The organism is Streptomyces sp. NPDC093586, from assembly GCF_044764905.1.
In the GTDB taxonomy this organism is placed as follows: Bacteria; Actinomycetota; Actinomycetes; order Streptomycetales; family Streptomycetaceae; genus Streptomyces.
This window is the reverse complement of the sequence record NZ_JBIWJA010000007.1, coordinates 192,526-217,767: the sequence shown is the minus strand read 5'-3', so window position 1 is coordinate 217,767 and position 25,242 is coordinate 192,526. Positions and strand designations below refer to the sequence as shown.

The 25,242-nt window shown below is 72.1% G+C and carries 23 protein-coding genes; 9 read left to right on the top strand and 14 right to left on the bottom strand.

Translation table 11 applies throughout. The features are described 5' to 3' along the window. Positions 1-45: 45 nt before the first annotated feature. Positions 46-375, bottom strand: coding sequence for an antibiotic biosynthesis monooxygenase family protein (locus ACIRFH_RS11090; protein WP_403519108.1), 330 nt, complete (start codon positions 373-375; stop codon positions 46-48). 295 nt (positions 376-670) lie between these two features. Here ACIRFH_RS11090 and ACIRFH_RS11085 point away from each other — a divergent pair, with 295 nt between their 5' ends. Continuing rightward, positions 671-1,105, top strand: coding sequence for a hypothetical protein (locus ACIRFH_RS11085; protein ID WP_403519106.1), 435 nt, complete (start codon positions 671-673; stop codon positions 1,103-1,105). Positions 1,106-1,160: 55 nt separating this feature from the next. On the opposite strand, the gene ACIRFH_RS11080 is transcribed toward ACIRFH_RS11085, so the two are convergent. Continuing rightward, positions 1,161-3,797: a SpoIIE family protein phosphatase gene (locus tag ACIRFH_RS11080; RefSeq protein ID WP_403519104.1), complete on the bottom strand. Its 2,637-nt coding sequence runs from the start codon at positions 3,795-3,797 to the stop codon at positions 1,161-1,163. Positions 3,798-4,124: 327 nt separating this feature from the next. Between ACIRFH_RS11080 and ACIRFH_RS11075 the strand changes: the two genes are divergently transcribed. Next, positions 4,125-4,349, top strand: a complete 225-nt coding sequence (locus tag ACIRFH_RS11075; protein ID WP_403519102.1) for a hypothetical protein — start codon at positions 4,125-4,127, stop codon at positions 4,347-4,349. 419 nt (positions 4,350-4,768) lie between these two features. Continuing rightward, a complete protein-coding gene (locus ACIRFH_RS11070; RefSeq protein ID WP_403519100.1) occupies positions 4,769-8,392 on the top strand; it encodes a TIM-barrel domain-containing protein in 3,624 nt (1,207 codons plus the stop codon). A gap of 75 nt (positions 8,393-8,467) precedes the next feature. On the opposite strand, the gene ACIRFH_RS11065 is transcribed toward ACIRFH_RS11070, so the two are convergent. Then, positions 8,468-9,202, bottom strand: coding sequence for a hypothetical protein (locus tag ACIRFH_RS11065; protein ID WP_403519098.1), 735 nt, complete (start codon positions 9,200-9,202; stop codon positions 8,468-8,470). A 378-nt stretch (positions 9,203-9,580) separates the two neighbouring features. Between ACIRFH_RS11065 and ACIRFH_RS11060 the strand changes: the two genes are divergently transcribed. From ACIRFH_RS11060 to ACIRFH_RS11050, 3 genes are all read left to right on the top strand, one after another. Then, positions 9,581-9,784: a cold-shock protein gene (locus tag ACIRFH_RS11060; RefSeq protein WP_028964611.1), complete on the top strand. Its 204-nt coding sequence runs from the start codon at positions 9,581-9,583 to the stop codon at positions 9,782-9,784. A gap of 218 nt (positions 9,785-10,002) precedes the next feature. Next, on the top strand, positions 10,003-10,599 hold the full coding sequence (locus ACIRFH_RS11055; RefSeq protein ID WP_403519096.1) for a GNAT family N-acetyltransferase: 597 nt from the start codon (positions 10,003-10,005) through the stop codon (positions 10,597-10,599). 102 nt (positions 10,600-10,701) lie between these two features. After that, positions 10,702-10,917: a hypothetical protein gene (locus ACIRFH_RS11050; protein WP_403519094.1), complete on the top strand. Its 216-nt coding sequence runs from the start codon at positions 10,702-10,704 to the stop codon at positions 10,915-10,917. 36 nt (positions 10,918-10,953) lie between these two features. On the opposite strand, the gene ACIRFH_RS11045 is transcribed toward ACIRFH_RS11050, so the two are convergent. The 6 genes from ACIRFH_RS11045 to ACIRFH_RS11020 all read right to left on the bottom strand — a co-directional run bounded on the left by ACIRFH_RS11045 (position 10,954) and on the right by ACIRFH_RS11020 (position 17,238). Continuing rightward, a complete protein-coding gene (locus tag ACIRFH_RS11045; protein WP_403519092.1) occupies positions 10,954-11,787 on the bottom strand; it encodes a class II glutamine amidotransferase in 834 nt (277 codons plus the stop codon). 51 nt (positions 11,788-11,838) lie between these two features. After that, complete coding sequence (locus ACIRFH_RS11040; protein WP_403519090.1) at positions 11,839-13,317, bottom strand: glutamate-cysteine ligase family protein; 1,479 nt, start codon at positions 13,315-13,317, stop codon at positions 11,839-11,841. Between the two features lie 178 nt (positions 13,318-13,495). Next, positions 13,496-13,993 carry a peptidylprolyl isomerase gene (locus ACIRFH_RS11035; RefSeq protein WP_403519088.1) on the bottom strand — a complete coding sequence of 166 codons (498 nt, stop codon included), beginning with the start codon at positions 13,991-13,993 and terminating at the stop codon, positions 13,496-13,498. A gap of 49 nt (positions 13,994-14,042) precedes the next feature. Continuing rightward, on the bottom strand, positions 14,043-15,041 hold the full coding sequence (gene gap, locus ACIRFH_RS11030) for a type I glyceraldehyde-3-phosphate dehydrogenase (protein ID WP_403519086.1): 999 nt from the start codon (positions 15,039-15,041) through the stop codon (positions 14,043-14,045). Between the two features lie 107 nt (positions 15,042-15,148). After that, positions 15,149-16,105, bottom strand: a complete 957-nt coding sequence (locus ACIRFH_RS11025) for a GlxA family transcriptional regulator (protein ID WP_403519084.1) — start codon at positions 16,103-16,105, stop codon at positions 15,149-15,151. A gap of 260 nt (positions 16,106-16,365) precedes the next feature. Beyond that, complete coding sequence (locus ACIRFH_RS11020; RefSeq protein WP_403519082.1) at positions 16,366-17,238, bottom strand: SGNH/GDSL hydrolase family protein; 873 nt, start codon at positions 17,236-17,238, stop codon at positions 16,366-16,368. A 364-nt stretch (positions 17,239-17,602) separates the two neighbouring features. On the opposite strand from ACIRFH_RS11020, the gene htpG reads away from it, so the two are divergent. After that, positions 17,603-19,501 (top strand): molecular chaperone HtpG, encoded by a 1,899-nt coding sequence (htpG, locus tag ACIRFH_RS11015; protein WP_403519080.1) that lies wholly within the window; start codon positions 17,603-17,605, stop codon positions 19,499-19,501. Between the two features lie 46 nt (positions 19,502-19,547). Here htpG and ACIRFH_RS11010 read toward each other — a convergent pair whose 3' ends face one another. Continuing rightward, positions 19,548-19,880 carry a hypothetical protein gene (locus ACIRFH_RS11010; RefSeq protein WP_403519078.1) on the bottom strand — a complete coding sequence of 111 codons (333 nt, stop codon included), beginning with the start codon at positions 19,878-19,880 and terminating at the stop codon, positions 19,548-19,550. Between the two features lie 147 nt (positions 19,881-20,027). Between ACIRFH_RS11010 and ACIRFH_RS11005 the strand changes: the two genes are divergently transcribed. Beyond that, positions 20,028-20,471 (top strand): DUF3093 domain-containing protein, encoded by a 444-nt coding sequence (locus ACIRFH_RS11005; RefSeq protein WP_403519076.1) that lies wholly within the window; start codon positions 20,028-20,030, stop codon positions 20,469-20,471. 19 nt (positions 20,472-20,490) lie between these two features. Here the strand turns inward: ACIRFH_RS11005 and glpK are convergent, their stop codons facing one another. Together glpK and ACIRFH_RS10995 are read right to left on the bottom strand one after the other, a co-directional pair. Beyond that, positions 20,491-22,008 (bottom strand): glycerol kinase GlpK, encoded by a 1,518-nt coding sequence (glpK, locus tag ACIRFH_RS11000; protein ID WP_403519074.1) that lies wholly within the window; start codon positions 22,006-22,008, stop codon positions 20,491-20,493. A gap of 27 nt (positions 22,009-22,035) precedes the next feature. Then, a complete protein-coding gene (locus tag ACIRFH_RS10995; RefSeq protein WP_403519072.1) occupies positions 22,036-22,881 on the bottom strand; it encodes an MIP/aquaporin family protein in 846 nt (281 codons plus the stop codon). Between the two features lie 554 nt (positions 22,882-23,435). Here ACIRFH_RS10995 and ACIRFH_RS10990 point away from each other — a divergent pair. Continuing rightward, positions 23,436-24,275, top strand: a complete 840-nt coding sequence (locus ACIRFH_RS10990) for a hypothetical protein (protein WP_403519070.1) — start codon at positions 23,436-23,438, stop codon at positions 24,273-24,275. 132 nt (positions 24,276-24,407) lie between these two features. Here the strand turns inward: ACIRFH_RS10990 and ACIRFH_RS10985 are convergent, their stop codons facing one another. Both ACIRFH_RS10985 and ACIRFH_RS10980 read right to left on the bottom strand, forming a co-directional pair. Continuing rightward, positions 24,408-24,617, bottom strand: a complete 210-nt coding sequence (locus ACIRFH_RS10985) for a hypothetical protein (RefSeq protein WP_403519068.1) — start codon at positions 24,615-24,617, stop codon at positions 24,408-24,410. 59 nt (positions 24,618-24,676) lie between these two features. Then, a complete protein-coding gene (locus ACIRFH_RS10980) occupies positions 24,677-25,126 on the bottom strand; it encodes a spore-associated protein (protein WP_403519066.1) in 450 nt (149 codons plus the stop codon). Positions 25,127-25,242: the final 116 nt, after the last annotated feature.

Here is a 25,242-nt window from a genome sequence, read left to right as displayed (position 1 = left end):
GGTGGCGCCCAGGACCGGACCCGGCCCCGGGCGCCACCGCCTCGCTCACTCGCCCTTCGGAGCCGCCTGCTGCACCACCTCGAACGACCACAGCGTGGACCCGCTCGCCGCAGGCTTGGGGCGCTCGCCGCCCTCCGCGCCGCCGCCCTGGTGCGCCGCCTTCATGGGACCCTCCATCCAGGCCTGGAAGGACTCCTCGTCGCGCCACCGCGTGTAGACGAGGTAGGTGTCGGTGCCCTCGACGGGGCGCAGCAGCTCGAACCACTCGAAGCCGTCGGAGTTCTCCACCGCGTGGGCCCGCGAGGCGAAGCGCTTCTCCAGCGTCTCGCGCTGTTCGGCCGGCACGTTCAGTACGTTGATCTTCACTACGCTCATGGCCCCATCCTGCCGTATCGCGTGGTCGACAGGCCGGGCGCCAGACCCCGGGCTCCGGTTTCTCCGGCATCGAGGACAGTCCCGGCCGACGCGACTGCGGATGGAAGCGGCCGGGGGCGACCGGCACGTCGACGGCGGATGCGGGCGCGGCATCGCCCCATGGCTGAGGCACCGCTCCCGGCGCGCGCAGCGCGGGATTGTCAGTGCCGTGCTGAAGAATGCGGCGCAAGCGAGATCAACTCCGGCCGGACCGGGTAGGCGGTCTCGAGTCACTGACCTGGAAAGGCCACAGCCGATGCCGCCCACCGCCCTGCTCCCGCAGACCGTCGACTCCCGCGCGACCGGCCGCGCCGCCCGGCTCGGTGCCGTCCCTCCCGTCGGCGCCGTGCCCGCACCGGCGCGTCGACGGCCCCGTCCGTGCGGCCCCCTCAGCCTCGCGGAGTCCGACATCCTGCGGATCGTCTCCGACACGCGGACCCCCGTGTTCGTCACCGTCCGGCCAGGCGGACGGCGCAGATACAGCTATTGGCGGCCGCTGGACTCCGCCACGGGCAAAGGGGGTTGCTATGTCGCCCTGCCGACCGCCGAGTGCGACGCGCTGCACGCCGCCGGCCGGATCACGCTCGGCGATCCCCTGACCGACCCGGCCAGGACCACCTACCGGGTCAGGGCCACGCACACCCCGGCCGCGCCCGTCCGCACGGTGCGGGACCGGATGCGCGCGGCCTGACGCGCCGGCCCGGCCGCCCCCGTCCGACGGTCCGGACGCGAGGCGTAACCGCGGGTCAGCCGGGTGGTGTGGGACGCAGGGCGAGGACGGCGATGTCGTCGGCGCTGTCGGCACCCAGCCCGATCAGCAACTCGTCGCAGAACGTGTCGAGGGGCTCGCGGGCCAGGGCCGCGGTGTGCCGGCGCAGCCGTTCCAGGGCGACGTCGAGGACCTCGTCGCGGCGCTCGACCAGGCCGTCGGTGTACAGCAGCAGCGTCGAGTGGGCCGGCAGCACGTCGCAGGCCGTCGGGCGGGCCGCCTCCGGGTCCATGCCGAGGAGCAGGCCCGCGCCCTGGTCGAGGTAGCGGGTCTCGCCGTCCCGGGTGGTCAGCAGGGGCGGCAGATGACCGGCGGAGGAGTGGCACAGCTCCCAGGGGCCCTCGGCGGAGCCCTTGACGACGCCGTAGACGCAGGTGGCGATGGCCTCCCGGTGAAGGGTGTGGTTCGCCAGATCCAGCCGGCGCAGCACCTCCGCCGGCGGCTCCTCGCGGTCCACGGCGATGCCCCGGAGCATGCTCTGCAGCTGGCTCATGGCGATGGCCGCGTCGAGGTTGTGCCCCGTGACGTCGCCGATGACCACGGCGGTGTCCCCGCTGGGCACCACGAAGCTGTCGTACCAGTCACCGCCGACCTGCGCGGTGGCGGAGGAGGCGGCGTAGCGGGCGGCCATCTGCAGGTGCCCGACGTCCGGCAGCACCGGCAGCAGGGACAGCTGGAGGCGTTCGGAGATGCTGCGGGTCCGCTGGTAGAGCCGGGCGTTGTCCACGCCCAGGGCCAGGCTGTGCACCAGGTCGTCGACGAGGGACAGGTCCTCCTCGGTGAACGGCGGGGCTCCGGCCGTCCGGGTGACGGTCAGCGCGCCGAAGATCTCCCGGCGGGCCCGCAGCGGGGCGACGACGGCACTGGCCGCACCCAGTCTGCGGAACAGGTCGGCGTAGTCCTGGTCGAGGTCGCTCCCGGCCTGTCCCGGTGACGGCGTTCCGGTGAGCAGCAGGGGTCCCGCCCCGCGCAGCGCCCGGGCCAGTGGGCCGCGTGAGGCATTGGAGACCGGCGGCAGCCGGCCCTCGTACGCTTCGGGTCGCAGCCCGCGCGGATCCCGGTGGACGACGCAGACCCGGTCCACCTGGGCGTGCTCGGTGAACAGGTCCACCGCGCACCAGTCGGCCAGTCGCCGGGTGACCAGCCGGCCGACGCGCCGCAGGCCCTCGTCGAGGTCCAGGGTGTCGTTGAGCTCGGCCTGTGTGTCGGCCAGCAGGGACAGCCGGTCCAGCGCCGTCATGCCGTGACCGGCGCCGGCCGGCCTCCGGTCCCGTTCCGGAGCGGCCGGCGAGCGGTGTCCGCCGGGTTCCGGGAGAGGGACCTGCCGGTTCTCGTCGGCCCGTCCCGGCGCGCTGAGGGACGTGGTCGCCCGCGGGGAGAGCTGGGCGACGAAGACGGTGCGGCCGTCGGGCGTCTCCTGGATCTGGATGAACAGGCGGACCGGGAGCAGCCGTCCGTCGCGGTGCAGCGCCGGAAGCGGCACGGACCGGCCCACGATGCGGGTGCGGCCGGTGAGGAGCATGGAGGTGAAGGCCGCGGTGTGCCGCTCGCGCAGGTGTTCGGGAATGAGGGTGGTGAGCTTGCGGCCGACCAGGTCGTCCGGGCTCCAGCCGAGCATGTCCGCCGCAGGCCCGTTCGCCGCGATGATCCGGTTGGCCTCGTCGGCGGCGATGGTCGGGAGCCGGCCGGCCCGCATGTGAGAGGCGTCCCACGGCACCAGGTCCGAGGATCCGACCTCCGGCTCGTGGGGAAGCACGCTCCACGCGGTGGGCCGGGCTCCGGCGAGCTGGCCGACGATCTCGTCGAACAGCCAGTCCTGGAAGGCGCGACCGCGCGGCAGTGCCGGCAGGGTCAGAAGACGCTCCTCCCGGGCCGTCTCCTCGGCCGTCTCGAGCACGCGGCGCAGGGTGCGTACCGCCGGTGCCGCGTCGGCCGGGAGCGTCAGGGACACGGAGCGCGGGCCCGAGTCGGGCAACGGCTGGGCCGGGGCGGCCGTCAGACCGGAGCTGATCATGTTGTTGGTGTCATGGGCGGTGGCGAGGTCCTGTGGCGACACCGCGAGGCGGTCCCCGGCGAACGCGGTGAGGGCCAGCTCGCGCAGCAGCGCGTGCCGGTGCTGCTGGGACGCCGAGCACAGGGCGCCCGGCACGTCGACGAGCATCACCGTCCGCACGGGCACGCCCGGCTCGACAGCGGCCTCCCACTCCGACGACGGTGCCGGCGGCCCGTCGGACCACAACTCGAACCACACCGTCTTGTGCGCGTCGTCCGCGTCGACCCCGTGCCGCGACGCCAACTGCTCGACCAGCATCAGTCCTTGGCCCGTACCGGCGTACGGCGGGGAATGGCGCGGTACGGGAGCACGGCAGGGCCGGCGATCGCCGACCCCGACACGCACCAGGCCGTCGCGCATGCCGACCTCCACCTCGATCTCGGTCCCCGCGTGCAGTACCGCGTTGGCGACCAGCTCGCCGGTGAGGAGCTCGGCGGTGTCGGCCAGCTGCGGGGCGACGTCCTCCAGGGCCGCGCGTACGAACCGCCGGGCCGACGCCGCGCTCCGCGCCTCCCCGGGAAAGCACCGTGACACCGCCTCCGGCGGAACGGGATGTTCCATGCCTTCCAGTGTGGGCCCCGCACGGCCGGGAGGCAGGCCGCCGTGCGGGCGGGCCCCGGCCGGGCCGCCACGGCCGTCCGCCGTCCGGGTGAGGGCCGGGCGGCTCGCCCAGGGGGCCGCGAGGAGGCGGGTCTGGCAGGCGGCGGATTACTCCGATAGCTTTCTCACGTGGCCCCGCGTTCTCCCCCGTGCGCGGGGCCACACCACCGAGCAGAGCCTCGTGAGGGCCGACGTGCCCGGTGAGGCGGGGCGCCGACCGGGCAGAATCGGTCACAACAGGCCGAGTGGCGGCGACCGCGGCTCGCGGTGCGAGAGAGGTGTCGGTGCGTGGGTGAGCGGCAGGACCGGGAGTGGACGGCGATGACCCCGGGGGACTTCGACCGGGAAGCCCCGCTGCGGCTGAACGTGGGCACGGGTCCCACCGTCGTTCCGGCCGAGCCGGACGAGTACGGCACGGCTCCCCTGTTCGGGGACACGGCACCCGAGCGGGCCACCTCGCGCCGGGGCCGGCCGCGCGCGAAGGCGACCGGCGCGCAGGAACGTCTGTTCTGACGGTCAGGCCCGGGCGTCGCATCTGACGGTCAGGCCCGGACACCGCAGCGGCGGGGTACCGACGGCCGGGGTGCGCGCACGAGAACACCCCTGGACCGCCGTTCCTGGACCTCCACGCGCGGCGCTCCTGGCCGAGCGGCTCTTGAGCGACGCGGTGACCCTCCACCGGCTCACGTCTGCCGGGCTTCGGTGCTCGTAACTGCTCGAAACGGCTTTGTATCGAGCACGTGTTGACATGTCTTGGTCGGGCCCGTCAGAGTCGTGCACCGACAGTGCTCCGGCAGTGACGCGGACAGCCCACTGGGGGAGCGTTGCCGTCATGCCCCGAATGCCCGCTGCATCCCGCCTGTCGCCCCGGGGCGCAACCGTCGCCACCGGCGCGCACGCGGCCGCAGCGCCGACCGACCCCGGAGGGCACCATGAACGGTCAGTCCCGAGCGCGTCTGCTCGCCGCCGCCCTGGCCGCGGCGCTGCTCACGGCCGCGGTGCCGTCGTACGCGGGCGCCCGTGACGCGTCCGACGCCGCCGACGGCCGGCTCGGCGACGCCACCGGCTTCACCGCGGACGGCGACACCTACACCGTCGACTCGGGGGACGCGAAGCTCCGCATCAGCTTCCCCGACGACGACCTCCTGCGCGTCCGTCTCGCCCCGGACGGGCACTTCACCGACCCGGCGAACGACGACCCCGCGGACCCCGCCGCCCCGGACGCCGACATCGTCGTCAAGACCGACTACAAGGGCGCCCACTCGACCCACACCGAGACCGGCGACGCCTACGTCATCCGCACCGGCGAGGCGACCCTCACCGTCACCAAGTCGCCCGTCACCCTGGCCCTCGCCGACGAGAGGGGCAGACAGCTGTGGCGGGAGACCGCACCGCTGTCCTGGTCCGCCGACGGAACCGCGCAGACCCTCGGACAGGGCGCCCGGGAGCAGTTCTTCGGCGGCGGCATGCAGAACGGCCGCTTCAGCCACCGCGGCCGGAGCATCGACATCAGCCGCGACTACGACTGGAACGACGGCGGCAACCCGAACGCCGCACCGTTCTACCTCTCCAGCAACGGCTACGGCGTCCTGCGCAACACCTTCGCCCCCGGACACTACGACTTCGGTGCCCCGGTGCGCACCACCCACCGCGAACAGCGCTTCGACGCCTACTACTTCATCGGCGACGCCAAGCAGGTCATCGACGGCTACACCGAACTCACCGGCCGCCCCGCCCTGCTGCCGATGTACGCCCTGGAACTCGGCGACGCCGACTGCTACCTGCACAACGCCAACCGCGGCGAACGCCGGACGCTGCGCGACTCCCGCGAGATCGCCGAGGGCTACTCCGAGCGGGGCATGCCGCTCGGCTGGATGCTGGTCAACGACGGCTACGGCTGCGGCTACGAGGACCTCCCGGCGACCGGCGGCATGCTGCACGACAACGGCGCCGAACTCGGACTGTGGACCGAGGCCGACCTGACCGAGCAGAAGTCCGAGGTCGCCGCCGGGGTACGGGTGCGCAAGACCGATGTCGCCTGGGTCGGCCCCGGCTACCGCTTCGCCCTGGACGCCTGCGAGAAGGCGCGGGACGGCATCGAGGAGCACAGCCGCGACCGCGCGACCGTGCTCACCGTCGAGGGCTGGGCCGGCACCCAGCGCTGCGGCGCCATGTGGAGCGGCGACCAGTCGGGCTCGTGGGACTACATCCGCTGGCAGATACCCACCTACGCCGGTTCCGCCATGTCCGGCCAGCCCGTCACCACCGGCGACGTCGACGGCATCTTCGGCGGCAGCGCCGAGACCTATGTGCGCGACCTCCAGTGGAAGATGCTGCTGCCGATGACCTACGCGATGAGCGGCTGGGCGGCGAGCGACAAGCAGCCCTGGCGGTACGGCGCGCCCTACACCGAGATCAACAAGAAGTACCTGCTGCTGCACGAACGGCTGCTGCCCTACCTCTACACGCACCTGGCGAACGCCTCGAAGACGGGCGTCGGCCCCACCCGCCCGCTGTACCTCGACTACCCCGACGACCCGGCCACCTGGGGCGACGAGACGAAGTACGAGTTCCTCGCCGGCGACGACCTCCTGGTCGCCCCCGTCTACGAGGACAGCGACGTCCGAGACGGCATCCACCTGCCGAAGGGCCGCTGGGTGGACTACTGGACCGGCCGCGTGTACGAGGGCGGACAGACCCTCGACGGCTACCAGGCACCGCTGGACACCCTCCCGCTGTTCGTGCGCGCCGGCGCGATCGTGCCCATGTTCCCCGAGGGCACGACCGACTGGGCGCAGGGCAAGAAGGCGGGCCGCCTCGACCTCGACGTCTACCCCGAGGGCGAGACCGCCTTCACCCTGTACGAGGACGACGGCCGCACCCGGGCCCACACCCGGGGTGAGTCGGCCACGCAGCGCATCGAGGTCGCCGCGCCGGACGCCCGTCGCCGCGGCCCGGTGGACATCCGGATCGGCGCACTCCGGGGCGCGTACGACGGCAAGCCCGCCCAGCGCCGCTACGGCCTGACCGTGCACACCGACACCGCCCCGTCCGGCGTCCGGGCCGCCGGGCAGCGGCTGCGGGAGGTGGCCTCCGAGGGAGAACTGCGGACGGCGCCGTCCGGCTGGTACTACGACGCCGCGACCGGAGTCGTCCACGTCAAGACCGCCGAGGTGGCCACGAACGGGCAGGTGACGGTGCGCATCGACGGGGCCGGTTCCGTCGGCGGCACGCACCCCCAGGACCGTGCCGTCGGTCTCGACGCCCGCACCGCCGCCATCGGCACCCTCGGACGGTCCCAGCAGGTCGACGTCGCGGTCACCAACGGCACCGGCAAGCCGGTCACGGTCACCGGATCGGCCGTCGACGCCCCCGAGGGCTGGCAGGTGGCCGCGACCGGGCCGACGGGCACGCAGGCCCTGCCCGACGGCGGCACCTTCACCGCGCGCTTCACCGTGACGCCCCCCGAGGGCGACACCCCGGGCAGGTACGACATCTCCGCCTCGGCGTCGTACACCACCCGGCAGCACCGCACGTACTCCGTGCGCACCCGGACCGCCACCACCCTGGCGCACCCCTCGCTCGCCTCGGCCGCCGACAACGTCGGCGTGACGCAGCAGGACGACCCGGCGCCCGGAGACATCGACGGCGGCGGCTCCAGCTTCATCGCCGAACGGCTGGCCCGGAAGGGCGTCACCCCGGGCGCCGCCGTGACCGCGAACGGCTTCTCCTTCACCTGGCCCGACGCGGCACCGGGCACCCCCGACAACGTGACGGGCAAGGGACAGACCGTCCAGGTCCCCGGCGACGAGAAGGGCAACGCGCTGGCCTTCCTCGGCACCGGGACCAGCGGCAGCGCCGAGGGCACGGCGACCGTCCACTACACCGACGGCACGACCACCGAGGCAAAGCTGGGCTTCCCCAACTGGTGCTGTCTGCCCACCGACCGGTACGGGGCGAAGACCGCGATCACCACGAAGGGCAAGAACACCCCCTCCGGCCCCGCCTACGACACCGTCGAGTACCGCCTCTACACCAAGACGCTGCGCATCGACCCCGGCAAGGACGTCGCAGCCGTCACCCTGCCGGCGAACAGCGCCGTGCACGTCTTCGCGCTGGACGTCGGCGACGAGGACGTCGTGCCCCCGGCGATCCCGGACGGTCAGTACGCCCTGGCCCACACCGGCGGGGACGAACGGCTCGAGGCGCCCGGCGACAGCGAGGCCGGCCCGCTGCGGGTCGGCGCGGCCTCCACGTCGCCGGCGCAGAAGTGGAACATCACCGCGAACGACGACGGCACCTACCAGCTGAAGAACGCCGGCAGCGGCCTCTGTGCCGACGTGGCCGGCAGCTCGCAGGCCGCCGGTGCCGCGGTGGTCCAGTACACCTGCACCGGCACCGCCAACCAGCGGTGGACCGTCACCGCGCAGGCCGGGACGCTCACACTGAAGGCACGGCACAGCGGACTGTCCCTGACCGCCGGCGCCGACGGCCTCGTCGTCCAGTCCGCCGACGAGGGGGGAGCCCGGCAGCGCTGGCGGGCCACGCGGAGCTGACCCCGCGCACCGGCACCCGGTCCCGCCACGGCACCCGGCACCGGGCCGTGGCGGTGCCGGGTGCCACCGTGCCCGCTACCGCGCCAGCGCCGAGGCGGGCCCCATGACGACGACCGGCTTGCGGGCCGGGTCCAAGGCGCGAAGCAGTGCGCGCATGTGCTCTTCGGCCAGGGACACGCAGGCGTTGGTCGGCCCGCCGTGGTCCACGTGGATCCACACCCCGCCGCCCTTCTCCTCACCCAGCGGCCGTGTCTTGTCCAGCGGGGTGGTGCCGGGCACCCGGTTGTAGTCGACGGCGATCACGTAGTCGAACGAGCCCTCCAGGTCCTCGCCCAGGTGACCGGTGCCGGAGAGCGAGAACTCCGGGTCCTGGTCGTAGGGCAGCCGGGTCCCCGGGTCGGGCAGCCGGCCGCCCGCGTCGCTGATCCCGAAGACACCGATGGGCGTGCGCAGGTCGTCCACGACGTGGTCGCTGGTCCAGCCGCGCAGTCCGTTGTGGGCGGACCAGGGACCGGCCACGGCCTGCCAGCCCCGTACGGGGTGCCGTTCGTAGAGCACCACCTGTGCCCGGGTTGCGTCCGGGGACGCGGCCCGGACCACCAGGGCCTGCCCGCTGTCCGTGGGCACCTGGGCCCGCACGGCGGGGCCGAGCCCGGGAAGCGGCCGGGCGGTGGGGACCGCCGGAGCGGGGCGGGGGGACACCGGCTGTGCGGGGGGTCTGTCGGGCGCTCGCGAGGCGCAGCCCGTTCCCAGCAGGCCGGTGCAGAGCACCGCGCCGCTCACCAGGGCCAGGGCTTTCCTGACGTTCATCTCAACCTCCGGTTCGGTAGGTGGCACTTCATGGGTTGACCGCCCGTACGACCGGGTTGTGCCGATGGCCCGTGTCTCGCCCGGATGGCGCACGGGCGACACCGTGTGCGGGGAGTGACGGGAGAGGACGCCGGCGGCGCCGGCCGGGTCGGGCCGTCCGGGAGCGGAGGGGCCGCGCGGGAGCAACACCGTTCGCGTTCGGAGGCCTTACTCACTGGTGAGGCGCGGATATGCCGTGTAGCGTCAGCGGCAGATGTCGTGGTTCGACCCGACCGCCCGCACCGTGGTGCGGGCGGTCTGCTGTGCAGTGCCTTGGACCAGGACGACCACCTCCGGGTCCGCGCGGTGCGGATCCGATATCGGCTGAAAGGCAGAGGCATGGCCAGCGGTACCGTCAAGTGGTTCAACTCGGAAAAGGGCTTCGGCTTCATCGCGCAGGACGGGGGCGGCCCCGACGTCTTCGCGCACTACTCCAACATCAACGCCAGCGGGTACCGCGAGCTCCAGGAAGGCCAGGCTGTCACCTTCGACATCACCCAGGGCCAGAAGGGCCCGCAGGCGGAGAACATCACCCCCGCCTGACCGGGACGCGTTGAACCAGGCACGGCGCCCGGAAGCGACTCGCTTCCGGGCGCCGTGTCCTTCGTCGGGCCGCACGGGCCGCACGGGCCGTGCTCCCGCGACGCCGCGGCCGTCTTCGCCGAGCAGTGGGCCGGCGTGATCCCGTGGCATCCCGTGATCCGGCGCGGAACCGGGCCCCCCGTGCCCCGACCAAGATCGTCAACGGCAGAATGGCCCGTATGCCGATGACGAACACGCCGATGACGGCGACGGCCGACGACGCCTCTGAGATCAGCCGCATCCTGGCCCGCGCCTTCGACGACGATCCGATGATGCGCTGGTTCTTCCCCGACGGCACCGCCCGTGACGCGGCGCTGGAGCGCTACTTCGCCACGATCTTCACCCGCCAGTACGTCCGCCACGGCCTGTGCGAACGGACCGGGGCGGCCGCCGCCTTCTGGGTGCCGGCCCAGGCGCGGGCCAAGGCCGTTCCCGACGCGGAGACCGTCCAGGAACTCCAGGGCATCCTCGGTGAGCGGGCTCCGCTGTTCCGGGACGCCGTCGAGGCGGCCGCCGCGCACACCCCCGAGGAACCGCACTGGTACCTGGCGGTCGTCGGCGCCGACCCGGCGGCCCGGGGCCAGGGACACGGGGCCGCGCTGCTGCGCTCGGGGCTGGCCCAGGCCGACGCGGAGGGCATGCCCGTCCTCCTGGAGTCCTCCAAGCCGTCCAACCTGCCCTTCTACGAACACTTCGGCTTCACCGTGCGCGAGGAGCTGCGGCTGCCGGGGGAGGGGCCGGTGCTGTGGGCGATGCGGCGGGAGCCGCGCCGCTGACCGGTGGCGGGGCCGGCGGTACACCGCCCGGCCCCGCGTCCCGCGTTGCGCCGGTCGCGGCGTCCGGGTGCGCGCGGAGGGCATCCGCCGCACCCTGGGAGCGTGCCCGGTGCCCCCGCCATCGTCGTCTATCCGCCCGCCCGGGACGGCGGCCGGCGCGTCCGCGTCGACGGCGCCTTCGTGGGCATGGCCTACACACTCGTCGACATCGCGGAGTTCCTGCTCCTCGCCGGCATGGAGGACGTGGAGGCGTCGGACATCGAGGCCGCGGAGTGGATCGAGTGGCGCGGCGGCGGGCCGCACGACTGGGTGCGGTGACGGCACGCCGCCCGGCGGCCGGGGCCGGTGACGGCGTCAGACGGGCTGCGGTGCGAAGGGGAACAGCTCGTCGCCCTCGGGCTGGACGACCCCGCAGCTGCCCTCGGGAACCTTGTTCCACACACCGGGCAGGTCGCCCAGGGGCTCCGAGACGATGAGGCGGGTCTCGTCGGACACCTCCCGCAGGAACGGCATGCCGGGGTGCAGCGCGCGCAGCGTCTCCACGCGGGAGCTGTAGTACAGCGACCGTGAGGCTCCCTGGCTGGAGTAGCGGAACGCCCACAGCCGCCGCCCGTCCGTCACGGCGACCGTCATCTGCAGCGGGTACTCCACGCCGTGCTCGTGACCGATCTCCTCCACCAGCCCCGCCATCCGCGCCACCGCCCCCGGCGGATCCTCCTCCAGACCGAGCGTGAGGGCCAGGAAGAACATCATCTCCGAGTCCGTGGAGCCCTCGATGTCGAGGAAGAGCCGCGGGTCGACGGCGAGCGCGAGGTCGCGCCGGATCCGGTGGAACTCGGCGATCGCGCCGTTGTGCATCCACATCCAGCGGCCGTGACGGAACGGATGGCAGTTGGTCTGCTGGACCGCGCTGCCCGTCGAGGCCCTGATGTGCGCGAAGAACAGCGACGAACGGACATGCCCGGCGATCTCCCGCAGATTGCGGTTGCTCCACGCCGGGCCGGTCTCCCGCACGATCGCGGGCGTCTCCATCTCCGGGCCGAACCAGCCGACGCCGAACCCGTCCCCGTTCGTGGTCTCCACACCCATCCGGGAGTGCAGACTCTGGTCGATCAGCGAGTGGTCCGGCTGGTACAGGATGGTCTCGAGCAGCACGGGCGTACCCGAGTAGGCGAGCCATCGGCACATCGTCTGCCGCCTCCCTGGTCTTGGGGCACGTGCCGCACGGGGCGCCGCACGTCAGTCGACCGGCCAGGTGTGGGCCGGGGCGTTGAGGTGCATGTAGTCCATGTACTGCCGGGTCATGCGCCGCAGGGCCTCGTGCCGGCCGACGTGGGTGGTGTCGTCGATGTGGTGGAACATCTCCTTCTGCCAGACCGCCCCGTTGCGCCCCGTGACGCACCGCTGCTCGATGATGCCGAGCAGCGGCTCCCGCCAGGCCGCGTCCATGCCGGACAGCTCCAGTCCCCGGTGCGCCAACGGCAGCAGCCGCCGCAGGACGAGCTCGGGCACGGGCACCTCGCCCATGCCCGGCCAGTACAGCAGCGCCTCGATGCCGTGCCGGGCCGCGGTGTGCAGGTTGTCCTCGGCGACCGAGAACGACATCCGCGACCACACCGGCCGGTCCTCCTCCACCAGGGCGCGGGTGAGCCCGTAGTAGAAGGCGCCGTTGGCGAGGGTGTCGGCGACGGTCGGCCCGGCGGGCAGCACCCGGTTCTCCACCCGGACGTGGGGCTTGTCGTGGGCGACGGCGTAGACCGGGCGGTTCCAGCGGTAGATGGTGCCGTTGTGGAGGGTCAGTTCGCCCAGCTCGGGGATGTCACCGCGGTCCAGCGTCTCCGTGGGGTTCTGCTCGTCGCACAGGGGCAGCAGGGCGGGGAAGTAGCGCAGGTTCTCCTCGAACAGGTCGAAGACGCTGTTGATCCACCGCTCGCCGAACCACACCCGCGGCCGCACGCCCTGCGCCTTGATCTCCTGCGGTCGTGTGTCGGTGGCCTGCTCGAACAGCGGGATGCGGCTCTCGTGCCACAGTTCCTTGCCGAGCAGGAACGGCGAGTTCGCCGCGAGTGCCACCTGCACCCCGGCGATCGCCTGCGCCGCGTTCCAGTAGTCGGCGAACTCCTCCGGCGACACCTGGAGGTGGAACTGGGTGCTGGTGCACGCGGCCTCCGGAGTGATCGTGTCCGCGTAGGTCCGCAGCCGGTCGACGCCGTCCACCTCGATGTGCAGGTCCTCGCCGCGCGCCGCGAACACCTGGTCGTTGAGCATCCGGTAGCGCGGGTTCTCCGACAGCGCGGCCTCGCCGACGTCCGACTGCCGCAGCGTGGGCAGGATGCCGATCATGATCAGATGCGCGCCGACGGACTTCGCCCGGTCCTCCGCGTGGTTCAGGGCGCCGCGGATCTCCGTCTCCCAGGAGTCGGGGCCGCCCGCGGTCAGCCGGCGGGGCGGGATGTTGATCTCCAGGTTGAACCGGCCCAGCTCGGTGGACCAGGCGGGGTCCGCGATGGCCTCCAGCGCGTCGCTGTTGCGCATCGCCGGTTCGGCCTCGTCGTCGACCAGGTTCAGCTCGATCTCCAGCCCCACCTGGGGCCGCTCGGTCTCGAACCGCGACTCGCGCAGCATCTGGGCGAAGGCGTCCAGGCACTCCTGCATCTTGATCCGGTACCGGCGGCGGTCCTCGCGGGTGAAGACCAGCGCCGGGACGTCCCGTCCCATCGGCCCTCCCGGTTCCCTTCCTCGGACGCCTCTCCACCCCAGAGTCGCACCGCGGGGCGCGCCTCACCACGCGGGGCGGCGGGGCGGGCGGTGAGCGGGGCGGGAAAAGGGACGGCGCCCGCCGCACCGAGTGCGGCGGGCGCCGTGTCCGGCGGGCCCTCGCCCGGCCGGTGCGGGCTCAGAGCTTGCCCGACTCCCGCACCGTGATGGTCGCGGAGGTGCGGCCCGACGGGGAGGAGCCGTAGCCCTCGATCTTGTCCACCACGTCCGTGCCCTCGACGACCTTGCCGAAGACGACGTGCTTGCCGTCCAGCCAGGGGGTGGGCACGGTGGTGATGAAGAACTGCGAGCCGTTGGTGTTCGGGCCCGCGTTGGCCATCGAGAGCAGGTACGGGCCGGTGTGCTTCAGCTGGAAGTTCTCGTCCGCGAACTTCTCGCCGTAGATGCTCTTGCCGCCGGTGCCGTTGCCGTTGGTGAAGTCACCGCCCTGCAGCATGAACTGCGGGATCACCCGGTGGAACGGGGAACCCTTGTAGCCGAAGCCGTGCTCACCGGTCGCCAGCTCGATGAAGTTCTTGGCGGTCTTGGGCGTGACGTCCTCGAAGAGTTCGAAGACGATCCGGCCCGCGTCCTTGCCGTCGATGTCGATGTCGAAGAAAACCTTGGAATTGCTCATCCCACCATTGTGACGGGTGAGGTCCGCGGACCGGTAACCGGCCGTCCCCTCAACGGGTGGCGAGCAGCAGCAGCGTGTCGATCACGCGGTTGGAGAAGCCCCACTCGTTGTCGTACCAGGCGACCACCTTGACGTGGCGGCCGTCGACCCGGGTGAGTTCCGCGTCGAAGATCGAGGAGGCCGGGTTGCCGGTGATGTCCGACGACACCAGCGGGTCCTCGGAGTACTCGAGGACCCCGGCCAGCGGGCCCTCCGCCGCGGCGCGGTAGGCCGCCAGGACGTCCTCGCGCGTCACCTCGCGGGCGACGGTGGTGTTGAGCTCGACGATCGACCCGACCGGAACCGGCACCCGGATCGAGTCGCCCGACAGCTTGCCGTCGAGGTTCGGCAGCACCAGGCCGATCGCCTTGGCGGCGCCCGTCGTGGTCGGCACGATGTTGACGGCGGCGGCACGGGCGCGCCGGGCGTCGCGGTGCGGGCCGTCCTGGAGGTTCTGCTCCTGCGTGTAGGCGTGCACCGTCGTCATGAAGCCGTGCTCGATGCCGGCCAGCTCGTCCAGCACCGCGGCCAGCGGCGCGAGCGCGTTGGTCGTGCACGAGGCGTTCGAGACGACGGTGTGCACGTCCGGGTCGTAGGCGTCGGTGTTGACCCCGTACGCGAGCGTGACGTCGGCGCCGTCCGACGGCGCGCTGACGAGCACCTTCCGGGCGCCCGCGTCGAGGTGGGCGCGGGCGGCCTTGGCCGACGTGAAGCGGCCGGTCGCCTCCAGCACGATGTCGACGCCCAGCTCGGCCCACGGCAGCCGTGCCGGTTCGCGCTCGGCGAGCACCTTGATCCGGCGGCCGTCGACGACCAGGTCGTCCCCGTCCGCGGTCACCGGGCGGCCGAGCCGGCCGGCCGTGGTGTCGTAGGCGAGCAGCCGCGCCAGCGTGGCGGGCTCCGTGAGGTCGTTGACGGCGACGACCTCCAGGTCGCTGCCGCGTTCCAGCAGGGCGCGCAGCACATTGCGTCCGATGCGGCCGAATCCGTTGATGGCGATGCGAGTCATGAGAGTGTCCCTTCGTCTCGCCACCCAGGTTGGCGCGGGGCGGACGGCCCGGACAGCGGCGTGATCGCCACGGTTCGAAAGGATCCCGCCAGCGGGTGGCGGGCGGGTCACTCGCCCTGGGCGAAGGTCCGCCGGTACTGGGTCGGTGTGGTGCCGAGGATGCGCTGGAAGTGCAGCCGCAGGTTCGTGGCGGTGCCCAGACCGACGTCGGCGGCGATCTGCTCGACGCTGCGCTCGGAGCGTTCGAGCAGCTCACGCGCCATGTCGACGCGGGCACGCATGACCCACTGCATCGGCGTGTACCCCGTGTCCTCGACGAAGCGCCGCGACAGGGTGCGCGGCGACACCGCCGCGTGCCGCGCGAGCGTCTCCAGGGTGAGGGGCTCACCCAGCCGGTGCAGCGCCCACTCGCGGGTGGCCGCGAACCGCTCGCCGAGCGGCTCGGGCACGCTGCGCGGCACGTACTGCGCCTGCCCACCGCTGCGGTAGGGCGCCGCGACCAGCCGTCGGGCCGCGTGGTTCGACGCCGCCACCCCGAGGTCGCCCCGCAGGATGTGCAGACACAGGTCGATACCGGAGGCCGCGCCCGCCGACGTGAGCACCCGGCCCTCGTCGACGAACAGCACGTTCTCGTCGACCCGGACGCGCGGGTGCCTCGCCGCCAGCGCCCGCGTGTAGTGCCAGTGCGTCGTGGCCCGCCTGCCGTCCAGCAGGCCCGTGGCGGCGAGCGCGAAGGCGCCCGTCGAGATGGCCGCGAGCCGCGCGCCCCCCTCGTGGGCGGCGACCAGCGCCTCGACGACGGCCGGCGGCGGATCCTCGCGGTCCGGGAACCGGTAGCCGGGCAGGAAGACGACGTCGGCCCACGCGAGCGCGTCGAGGCCGTGGGCGACGTGGTACGACAGGCCGTCGCCGCCCGTCACGAGACCGGGCGCCGCGCCGCACACCCGCACCTCGTACGGCATGCTGGCGCGGGTCGTGAACACCTGCGCCGGAATGCCGACGTCGAGCGGCTTGGCACCCTCGAGGACGAGGACGGCGACGCGGCGCAGACGAGGGGCTGACACGGGGACAGGGTATGCGGGGCCCGGGCCCCGCCACGGACCGGCATGCACCCGGCGGACCCACGGGCCGGGTGTCCCGGGGCACGGGCCGCGCAGCGCGCGCCGCCGCGTGCGGGGCTCCGGCCGTACGGGTCACCTCCGGCGCCGGAGGCGCGTGCGGACCTCCTCGGGGCTGCCGTCGGCGCCGATGGCGGCCGGCCGGCCGACCAGGAGCCCGGAGCCGGCCGGCCGGCTCCGGGCCCGGGCTCGGCCGGGGCGCCGGATCAGCTCAGTCCGAGGACGTTCATGGTGTGCTCGGCCATGCGGCGCTCGCCCAGGGCGTTGGGGTGGACGGGGACGAGGTTGTGGCCGAACAGGAGGGGTTCGATCCACCGGGTGCCGGCGGCCTTGCAGGCGTCGTGGCCCTCGGAGACCCGGGCGAAGTCCACGTAGGTGACACCGGTCTCCTCGGCGGCGCGCCGGACGACCGCGTTGAGGTGCGCCTGGATGCCCCGCAGGTAGGGCACGTCGCCGGAGGCGATGGGCAGCTTCAGGAAGCAGGACGGATCGGCGCCGGCCGGCATGATCCACGGGTAACCCAGGGCCGCCACACGGGCGTTGGGCGCCTTCGCGCGGACGGTGCGCAGCGCCTCCTTGAGGGCGGGATACGTGTTCGCCTCGATCTGGTCGTCGAAGGTCGTGCCGTGCTTGTCCTTGCAGGGGCTGCCCTTGCCGCCGCTGAGCAGGCCCGCGGTGCCGCAGGCCGTCACCGCGTTGACGAACGTGCCGTTGTCGTTGCCGCCGATGGTCAGCGTCACCAGGTCCGTGTCCGCGTCGAGCGCGTTCACCTGAGGGGAGACTCCCGGGTACTGGGCCTGCGTGAAGTGCTTCGTCTGGGCGGCACCGCACGTGACGTCGTCGAGGCGGGCGCCCGTCCGGGAGGCGATGACGTGCGGATAGTTCGCGGTCGAGCGCAGACACAGCAGGTTCGTCGGGTCCACGGGCAGGACGCCGGAGCCGGCGCTGTAACTGTCGCCGAGGGCCACGTAGTCGAGGGACGGTGCGGTGTCGGCGGTGGCAGCGGTGACGCTGAGGGCCAGCGTGCCGACCGCGGCGGCGGTCGTGGTCATGACACGGCGCACGGCATGCTTCGGCATGTGCTCTCTTCTCGGTAGGCGGGCGCGGGGCAGCGGGCACGGCGGTGCCCGCGCAGGCGTGCTGAGCGGTGAGAGTGCGGCGGCTCGAGCGGAGGAACGGGGTGACGGCCGCGCCGTGGGCGAGGGCGCACACCGGCGACCGCGGAGTACCGAACGAGAGTTACCAATCGGTTCTACCGTTAAGTAATGTGCCCGCGGCCCCGTCGCCGCGTCAACGCCGCTGACGGAACTTCTTGCAACGGGCGCTCCGGCGACCGCCGTTGCGCCCACCGGACCGGCACGGCACCGACCGCCACCGCGTCGCTGTTCTAGAGTGGCCTCCACCAGTGCAGACGACTGCGGATCAGTGAGGTAGCCACCAACCATGCCGACCGAAACGTTTGAGTTCCAGGTAGAGGCGCGTCAGCTCCTGCAGCTGATGATCCACTCGGTCTACTCGAACAAGGACGTCTTCCTGCGCGAGCTCGTCTCCAACGCCTCCGACGCGCTGGACAAGCTGCGCCTGGCCGCCCTGCGGGACGACACCCTCGACGTCGACGTCACCGACCTGCACATCGAACTCGACATCGACAAGGACGCCCGCACCCTCACCGTGCGGGACAACGGCATCGGGATGTCGTACGACGAGGTCACACAGCTCATCGGCACCATCGCCAACTCGGGCACGGCCGCGTTCCTCAAGGAGCTGCGCGAGTCCCAGGACGGCGAGGGGACCGACGGGCTCATCGGGCAGTTCGGCGTCGGCTTCTACTCGGGCTTCATGGTCGCCGACGAGGTCACCCTGGTGACCCGCCGCGCCGGCGAGACCCAGGGCACGCGCTGGTCGTCGCGCGGCGAGGGCACGTACACCCTGGAAACGGTCGACGAGGCACCGCAGGGAACCGCCGTCACCCTCCACCTCAAGCCGGCGGACACCGAGAACCAGCTCCACGACTACACCTCCCCCTGGAAGGTGAGGGAGATCGTCAAGCGGTACTCGGACTTCATCACCTGGCCCATCCGCCTCGTCGGGGGGACCGGTGACGACGGCGAGTCCGGTGAGGCCGAGACCCTCAACTCGATGAAGGCGCTGTGGGCGCGCCCGCGCGACGAGGTGTCCGACGACGAGTACCACGAGCTGTACAAGCACATCGGCCACGACTGGCGCGAGCCGCTGGAGACGATCCGGCTCCAGGCGGAGGGCACCTTCGAGTACCAGGCCCTGCTCTTCGTCCCCTCCCACGCCCCGCACGACCTGTTCACCCAGGGGTACAAGCGCGGTGTGCAGCTCTACGTGAAGCGCGTCTTCATCATGGACGACTGCGAGGAGCTCCTCCCGCCCTACCTGCGCTTCGTCAAGGGCGTCGTCGACGCGCAGGACCTCTCGCTCAACGTCTCCCGCGAGATCCTCCAGCAGGACCGCCACATCCGCATGATCCAGCGCCGCCTGACCAAGAAGGTCCTGTCGACGGTCAAGGACATGATGACGTCCGCGCCGGACCGCTACGCCACGCTCTGGCGGGAGTTCGGCGCCGTCCTCAAGGAAGGACTCGTCACCGACCCCGACAACCGCGACGCGATCCTCGCCGTCTCCTCGTTCGCGACCACGCACGACGCCGACACACCGGTCACGCTGAAGCAGTACGTCGAGCGGATGAAGGACGGACAGGACACCGTCTACTTCATGACGGGCGAGTCCCGGCAGGCCATGGAGGCGTCCCCGCACATGGAGGCCTTCCGGGCCAAGGGCGTCGAGGTCCTGCTGCTCACCGACCCGGTGGACGAGGTGTGGACCGACGCGGTGGGGGAGTACGAGGGCAAGCGGCTGCGCTCGGTCACCAAGGGCGAGATCGACCTCGACGGGGACAAGGACGAGAAGGCCGACGCCGAGAAGGAACAGCAGAGCGAGGAGTACGCCGGACTGCTCGGCTGGATGAGCGAGCACCTGGGCGAGGACGTCAAGGAGGTCCGTCTCTCCTCCCGCCTCACGGTCTCCCCGGCCTGCGTCGTCTCCGACGCCGACGACCTCACGCCCGCGCTGGAGAACATGTACCGGGCGATGGGCCAGGAGGTCCCCCGCGCCAAGCGCATCCTCGAACTCAACCCGGAGCACCAGCTGGTGAAGGCCCTGAACCGGGCCTACACCGAGCGCGAGGACCGCACGGAGGTCACCGAGACCGCCGAACTGCTCCACGCCCTCGCGCTGCTCGCCGAGGGCGGCCGGCCGCAGGAGCCGGCCCGGTTCGTCAAGCTCGTGGCGGACCGCCTGGAGCGCACCCTGTAGGTCCGTCGCCGGAGTACGGCGGCCGGGTGCGGTCCCCGGGCCGCTCTCAGCCGCCGTACTCGATCGCCACTCCGCCGACGCCGGTCGTGAGCGGGCCGCTGCAGCCGACGGCGGCCGTCGCGGTTGTGCGGGGCGACACATAGATCCAGTTCGAGTACTTGTCGGCGGCCCAGCCGCAGATCGCGCGCACCGAGAAGGCGTGCAGCTGTGTCCCGGGGTTGTGGCACTCGCCGTAGGCCAGGTCGCCCGCGATCCAGGTGCGGCACTGCAGCACGTTGCCCTCGGCGGCCGCGGGCGAGGCGGTCGCCAGGCCGATCCCGCCCGCCAGGGTGATCCCGGCCGCTCCGGTGACGAGTGCGCGCTTCCAGAGACCCTTCATGTCATGCCCTTCCGTTCACCGATGGTCCGTCCAGTGAAGGTCCCGGGCGCGCCGGCGTGAACCTGTGACATTCCAGGGAGGGCACGCGCCGCGCGCCCGGAGACGGGCGATGCGCGGACCGCCGGACGGAGCTGAGAGGGTGAGCGCATGCGTCTGTACGAAGAACGTCTCGGCGTCCCGAGAACCGCCTTCGGGCTCGCCGCCCTGCTGAGCGTGATGGCCGCCACCGCCCTGCTGCCCCTCGGGCACGTCGCCGCCGTCACCGGGATGGTGGTCGTGGCGGCACTCACCGCACCGGTGCTGCACGCCTACGGTTCCGCCGCCATCGTGGTGACGGACCGGCACCTGACGGCCGGCTCCCTCAGCTTCCCCCTCAGCGCCCTCGGACTGGCGGAGATCCTCGACTCCGAAGAGGCGTTCCTGTGGCGTACCCGGCGGGCCGACGGCCGCGCGAAGATGCTGCTGCGCAGTCACATCCCGACGGCCCTGCGCATCGAGATCGTCGACCCGGACTGCCCCGCCCCCTACGTGTACCTCTCCACCCGGCAGCCCACCACCCTCCTCGCCGTGCTGTCCTTCGCCCGCCGCTGACCGGACCCGGCCCGCGGGCTCAGGGGATCTCCACCCAGTCGAGCGTGCGTTGCACCGCCTTCTTCCAGCCGGCGTAGCCCTCCGCGCGCTGCTCGTCGGTCCACTGCGGCTCCCACCGCCGGGACTCGTGCCAGTGCGTGCGCAGTTCGTCGGTGTCCCGCCAGAACCCCGTGGCCAGTCCCGCCGCGTAGGCGGCGCCCAGCGCGGTGGTCTCCGCGACCACGGGGCGGCTGACCGGGACACCGAGGACGTCGGACTGGATCTGCATGCAGAGGTCGTTGGCGGTCACACCGCCGTCGACCTTGAGCACGTCGAGATGGACCCCGGAGTCCTGTTCCATGGCCTCCACGACGTCGCGGCTCTGGTAGCAGATGGCTTCCAGGGTGGCCCGGGCCAGGTGCGCGTTGTCGTTGTACCGGGCGAGGCCGACGATCGCCCCGCGGGCGTCGGAACGCCAGTACGGCGCGAAGAGGCCGGAGAAGGCGGGGACGAAGTACACGCCGCCGTTGTCGGCGACGGTGCGGGCGAGGTCCTCGCTCTCGGCCGCACTGTTGATGATCTTCATCTGGTCGCGCAGCCACTGCACGGCGGAGCCGGTCACCGCGATGGATCCCTCCAGCGCGTAGACGACGGGCTCGTCACCGAATTGGTAGGCCACCGTGGTGAGCAGACCGCTGCGGGAACGGACCAGTTCCGTCCCGGTGTTGAGTACCAGGAAGTTGCCGGTGCCGTAGGTGTTCTTGGCCTCACCGGGACGGAAGCACACCTGCCCGACCGTGGCCGCCTGCTGGTCGCCGAGGACCCCGCCGATCGGAAGGGGAGCGCGCAGCGGCCGGGTCGTGCGGGTCACCCCGTACGCCGTCGGGTGCGAGGAGGCGTTGATGGCCGGCAGCATCGCCCGGGGGATGCCGAAGAAGCCCAGCAGCTCGTCGTCCCAGTCGAGCGTCTCCAGGTTCATCAGCATGGTCCGGCTGGCGTTGGTCACGTCGGTGGCGTGGATGCCGCCGTCCGGACCGCCCGTCAGGTTCCACAGGACCCACGCGTCGGTGTTGCCGAACAGCGCGTGCCCCTGTTCCGCCGCTTCGCGCACGCCGTCGACGTTCTCCAGGATCCACTGGATCTTGCCGCCGGAGAAGTACGTCGCCGGGGGCAGGCCGGCCTTGCGCCGGATGACCTCGCCCCTGCCCGAGCGTTCCAGGTCCGCCGCGATCGCGTCGGTGCGCGTGTCCTGCCACACGATGGCGTTGTAGTAGGGGCGGCCGTTGCGCGGGTCCCAGACCACCGTGGTCTCGCGCTGGTTGGTGATGCCGATCGCCACCAGGTCGGTCGCCGACAGGCCGCCGTAGCGCAGCGCGTTCTGCATCACCGAGTTGGTGCGCTCCCAGATCTCCACCGGGTCGTGCTCCACCCACCCGGAACGCGGGAGGATCTGGGCGTGCTCCAGCTGGTGCTTCGCCACCTCGTTGCCGCCGTGGTCGAAGATCATGAATCGGGTACTGGTGGTCCCCTGGTCCACCGCGCCGATGAAGTCCGCCATGATTCGCCGCCTCTCCAGCCGGTGTGGTCAGTCCTCGGGAGCCGGGACGCGTCCCGCGGGCTCGGGCTCGGCGGTCGGCAGGAAGCGGCCGACGAACACCTTGTACAGACCCGCGCCGAGCAGGCCGCCGAGCAGCGGGGCGACGATCGGCACCCAGAAGTAGAAGTTCCCGTACTGGTCCCGCCATGCCCCGCCGTACCCGGTGATGAAGCTGGCCAGCCGGGGGCCGAAGTCACGGGCCGGGTTGATGGCGTAGCCCGCGTTGGTTCCGAAGGCCATGCCGATCGCGACCACGATCAGGCCGATGATGAAGGCGCCCATGTTCGCCCCCGGCGGCGTGTTGAGCAGGTCCGTGACGGCCATGATCAGCATCAGCAGAATGGCGGTGCCGATGATCTGGTCGCGGAAGGCGCCCCACTCGTGCACCGGGAGAGCCGTGTTCCCGTTGGCGGGGAGCGTGGAGAACACGAACTGCGTCTTGATGGTGTGGCCGGGGTCGGCCTTCGCCAGCGCCTCGGTGTAGTTCCAGCGGACCAGGAGAGCGGCCACGAAGGCGCCCGCCGTCTGGGCCAGCGCGTAGGGGAGCACCTTGCGCCAGGAGAACCCCTTGAACGCGGCGAGGGCGAGCGTCACCGCGGGATTGAGGTGGGCCCCGCTCAGCCGTGCCGCCACGTAGACGCCCAGGGTGACGCCGAGGCCCCACGCCCAGGCGATGCTGTCATGGTCCCCGAGGCCGCCCTCCGGGTCCGTGAGGGCCCCGCCCGCGACCACCTGGGCGACCACGCCGCAGCCGAAGAGGATGAGGATCATCGTGCCGGCGAATTCAGCCGACAGTTCACCGATCAGTGAAGACCGTTTGCTCCGCTCAGCCATGACAGCTCGCCTTCCGCCGGCTGGGCCGGCCGTCGATCACCCGAGCGACGCCTGTCACGCTAGGACCGATCACGGACGAGCGCATGTCCGGCACGGCGGCGGCACCGGCCGTGGACGGCGGACCCCGCCCCGCCGCACCGCGTTCCGGGGCGGCCGCGGCACGGCCGGGCGGGGTGACAAGGACTCCCGCACGCTGCTCCGTACGTGTTTCCGGCATTGCCCGCAGACCGGGGGCAACCTTGTGAGGCTCTGGTGAGTCTCCTGTTCGATCACACCGTGATCTGACTCACGAGGAGACCATCATCAGCGCCATACGCAAGACCCTGACCGCCACCGCCGTCGTCGGTGCCGTCCTCGCGGGCTCGGCCGCCTGCGGAACGGCGGAGCAGCTCTCCGCCGGCCAGAAGCTGGACCGGGCCTTCGACAAGCTCGGCAAGGAGAAGAAGCTCTCCTTCGAGCTGGACCTGGACACCGACGTCAAGACGCTGAAGGCGCTGGACGCGAAGTCCGACCCCGAGCCCGGCGACGAGATCCCGGACGAGGTCGCCGAGCTGATGAGCGGCGCGAAGGTCTCGGTCACCGTGGAGTCGAAGAAGCCGCTCGAGGAGTCCGGCGAGGAGGACCTCGTCGGCATGGCCATGAAGATCAGCAGCCCGGACGGCGACCTCGTCGAGTACCGGGTCATCGGCGACCACGTCTACATCCGCTCCGACGTCGAGACCCTCGGCAAGGCGATGGGCAGCCCCATGCCGTCCGTCGAGGACCTGCCCCCGGAGGCCGGGGGTCTCAAGGACGCCCTCGAGGGCAAGTGGGTGAAGTTCAGCACCAAGGAGATGGAGGACCTCGCCGCCGAGGGGCGGAAGGGCGGGGACGCCCCCGCGCCCGAGCCGACCCTCGACGCCAAGACGCAGAAGAAGCTCATGAAGGCGCTGCGCGGGGTCGTCGCCCGTGAGGTGGAGCTGAAGACGTCCGACGGCAAGGACGGTGCCGAGCACGTCACCGCCACCGCTCCCTTCCGCACGCTGATCACCGAGCTGCTGGGCGAGATCCGTCCGTTGGCGAAGGACCTGCCGCCGGGCATGGACCTGCCGACGGACAAGGAGCTGAAGGACGCGCCCGACACCGATGTGACGGCGGACTTCACGCTCAAGAACGGTGAGCTGGCCGAGGTGGACATCGACCTCGCCAAGCTGGCGGAGGACGCCGCCGTCAAGAAGCTGGGCCTGACCCTGCGGATCAGCGACGGCACCACGCCCACCGCCCCGGCCGGTGCCACCGAGCTGGACCTGGGGGAGCTCATGGGGGGCCTCTTCGCCGTCCCGGGGACGGCGGAGGACGGGGAGATCGACGTGAGCGGCCTCGACGACCCGGACTTCCCGCAGGACGAGCTCTGACCGTGCCGGACACGTCCGGAGCGGACGCCGCACTCGTACGCCGGGCGGCCGCACGAGTGCGGTCCGTCCGGCCGGCGGCCTCCGCACCGGTCACGGACCCGGCCGGACGACGTCGAGGTCCTTCCCCGCCGGTCACCGGCCACCGGCCGCCGGCGCCGCCCCGGCACGCTCGCGGGCGGCGGTGACGGCGTCGGGCGGGCCGGTGGCGAGGAACGTCCGGCCGAGGCCGGTGGGCCGTACCGCCTCGGGCGGTGTGCTCGCCACGACGACGGACGCGGACCCGCCCACCTCGCCGGCGCCGCAGCCGGACATGTCGTCCCGGCCTTTCGGACCGTCGACCACGTCGACGGTCCGACGGCCGAGGACGACGGCGCCCGAACGGGCGGTCCCCTCCCGCAGGATCAGCCGGTCCTGGTGACCCGGTGCTCCTTGAGGGTCGCGCAGTTGGAGCCGGTCACCTGGACGGACACGCCGCTGATGCTGCCGCCCCAGTCGACGCAGTGGCCCTTGCCGCGGGCGTAGACCGGGCCCGCGTACGACGTGTACCTGCCGTAGTCGCTGTCACCCTGGTCGGTGTCGGGGACGTAGAGGTACGCGGACATGTCCACGGCCGTGCCCGTGGCTTTGCGGATGGTCACGACACAGTTGTTGCCGGTGGCGGAGTTGTAGGTCAGGTAGACGGTCCCCCTGGAGCCGATGGGCGCGGAGTTGACGGTCTTGTAGCCGCTGCCGCAGACGGTCTGCGGTGTGACGCTCACGGCGGCGGAGGCGGGTGCGGCCAGGGCGGTGGCGCCCCCGACGGACACCGCCAGCAGTGCGGCCGCGGCCAGCTTGGAACGGTTGGAGATCATTTTTCCCCCTTGTGAGGTCTGGGAGCCGGTTGGTGCTCCTGCCCTGTATGACCCGTCACGCAGCGGAATGGTTGCGTCACTGTCGGCGATTGATTCCGGTGGTCGCCGGATCCCCT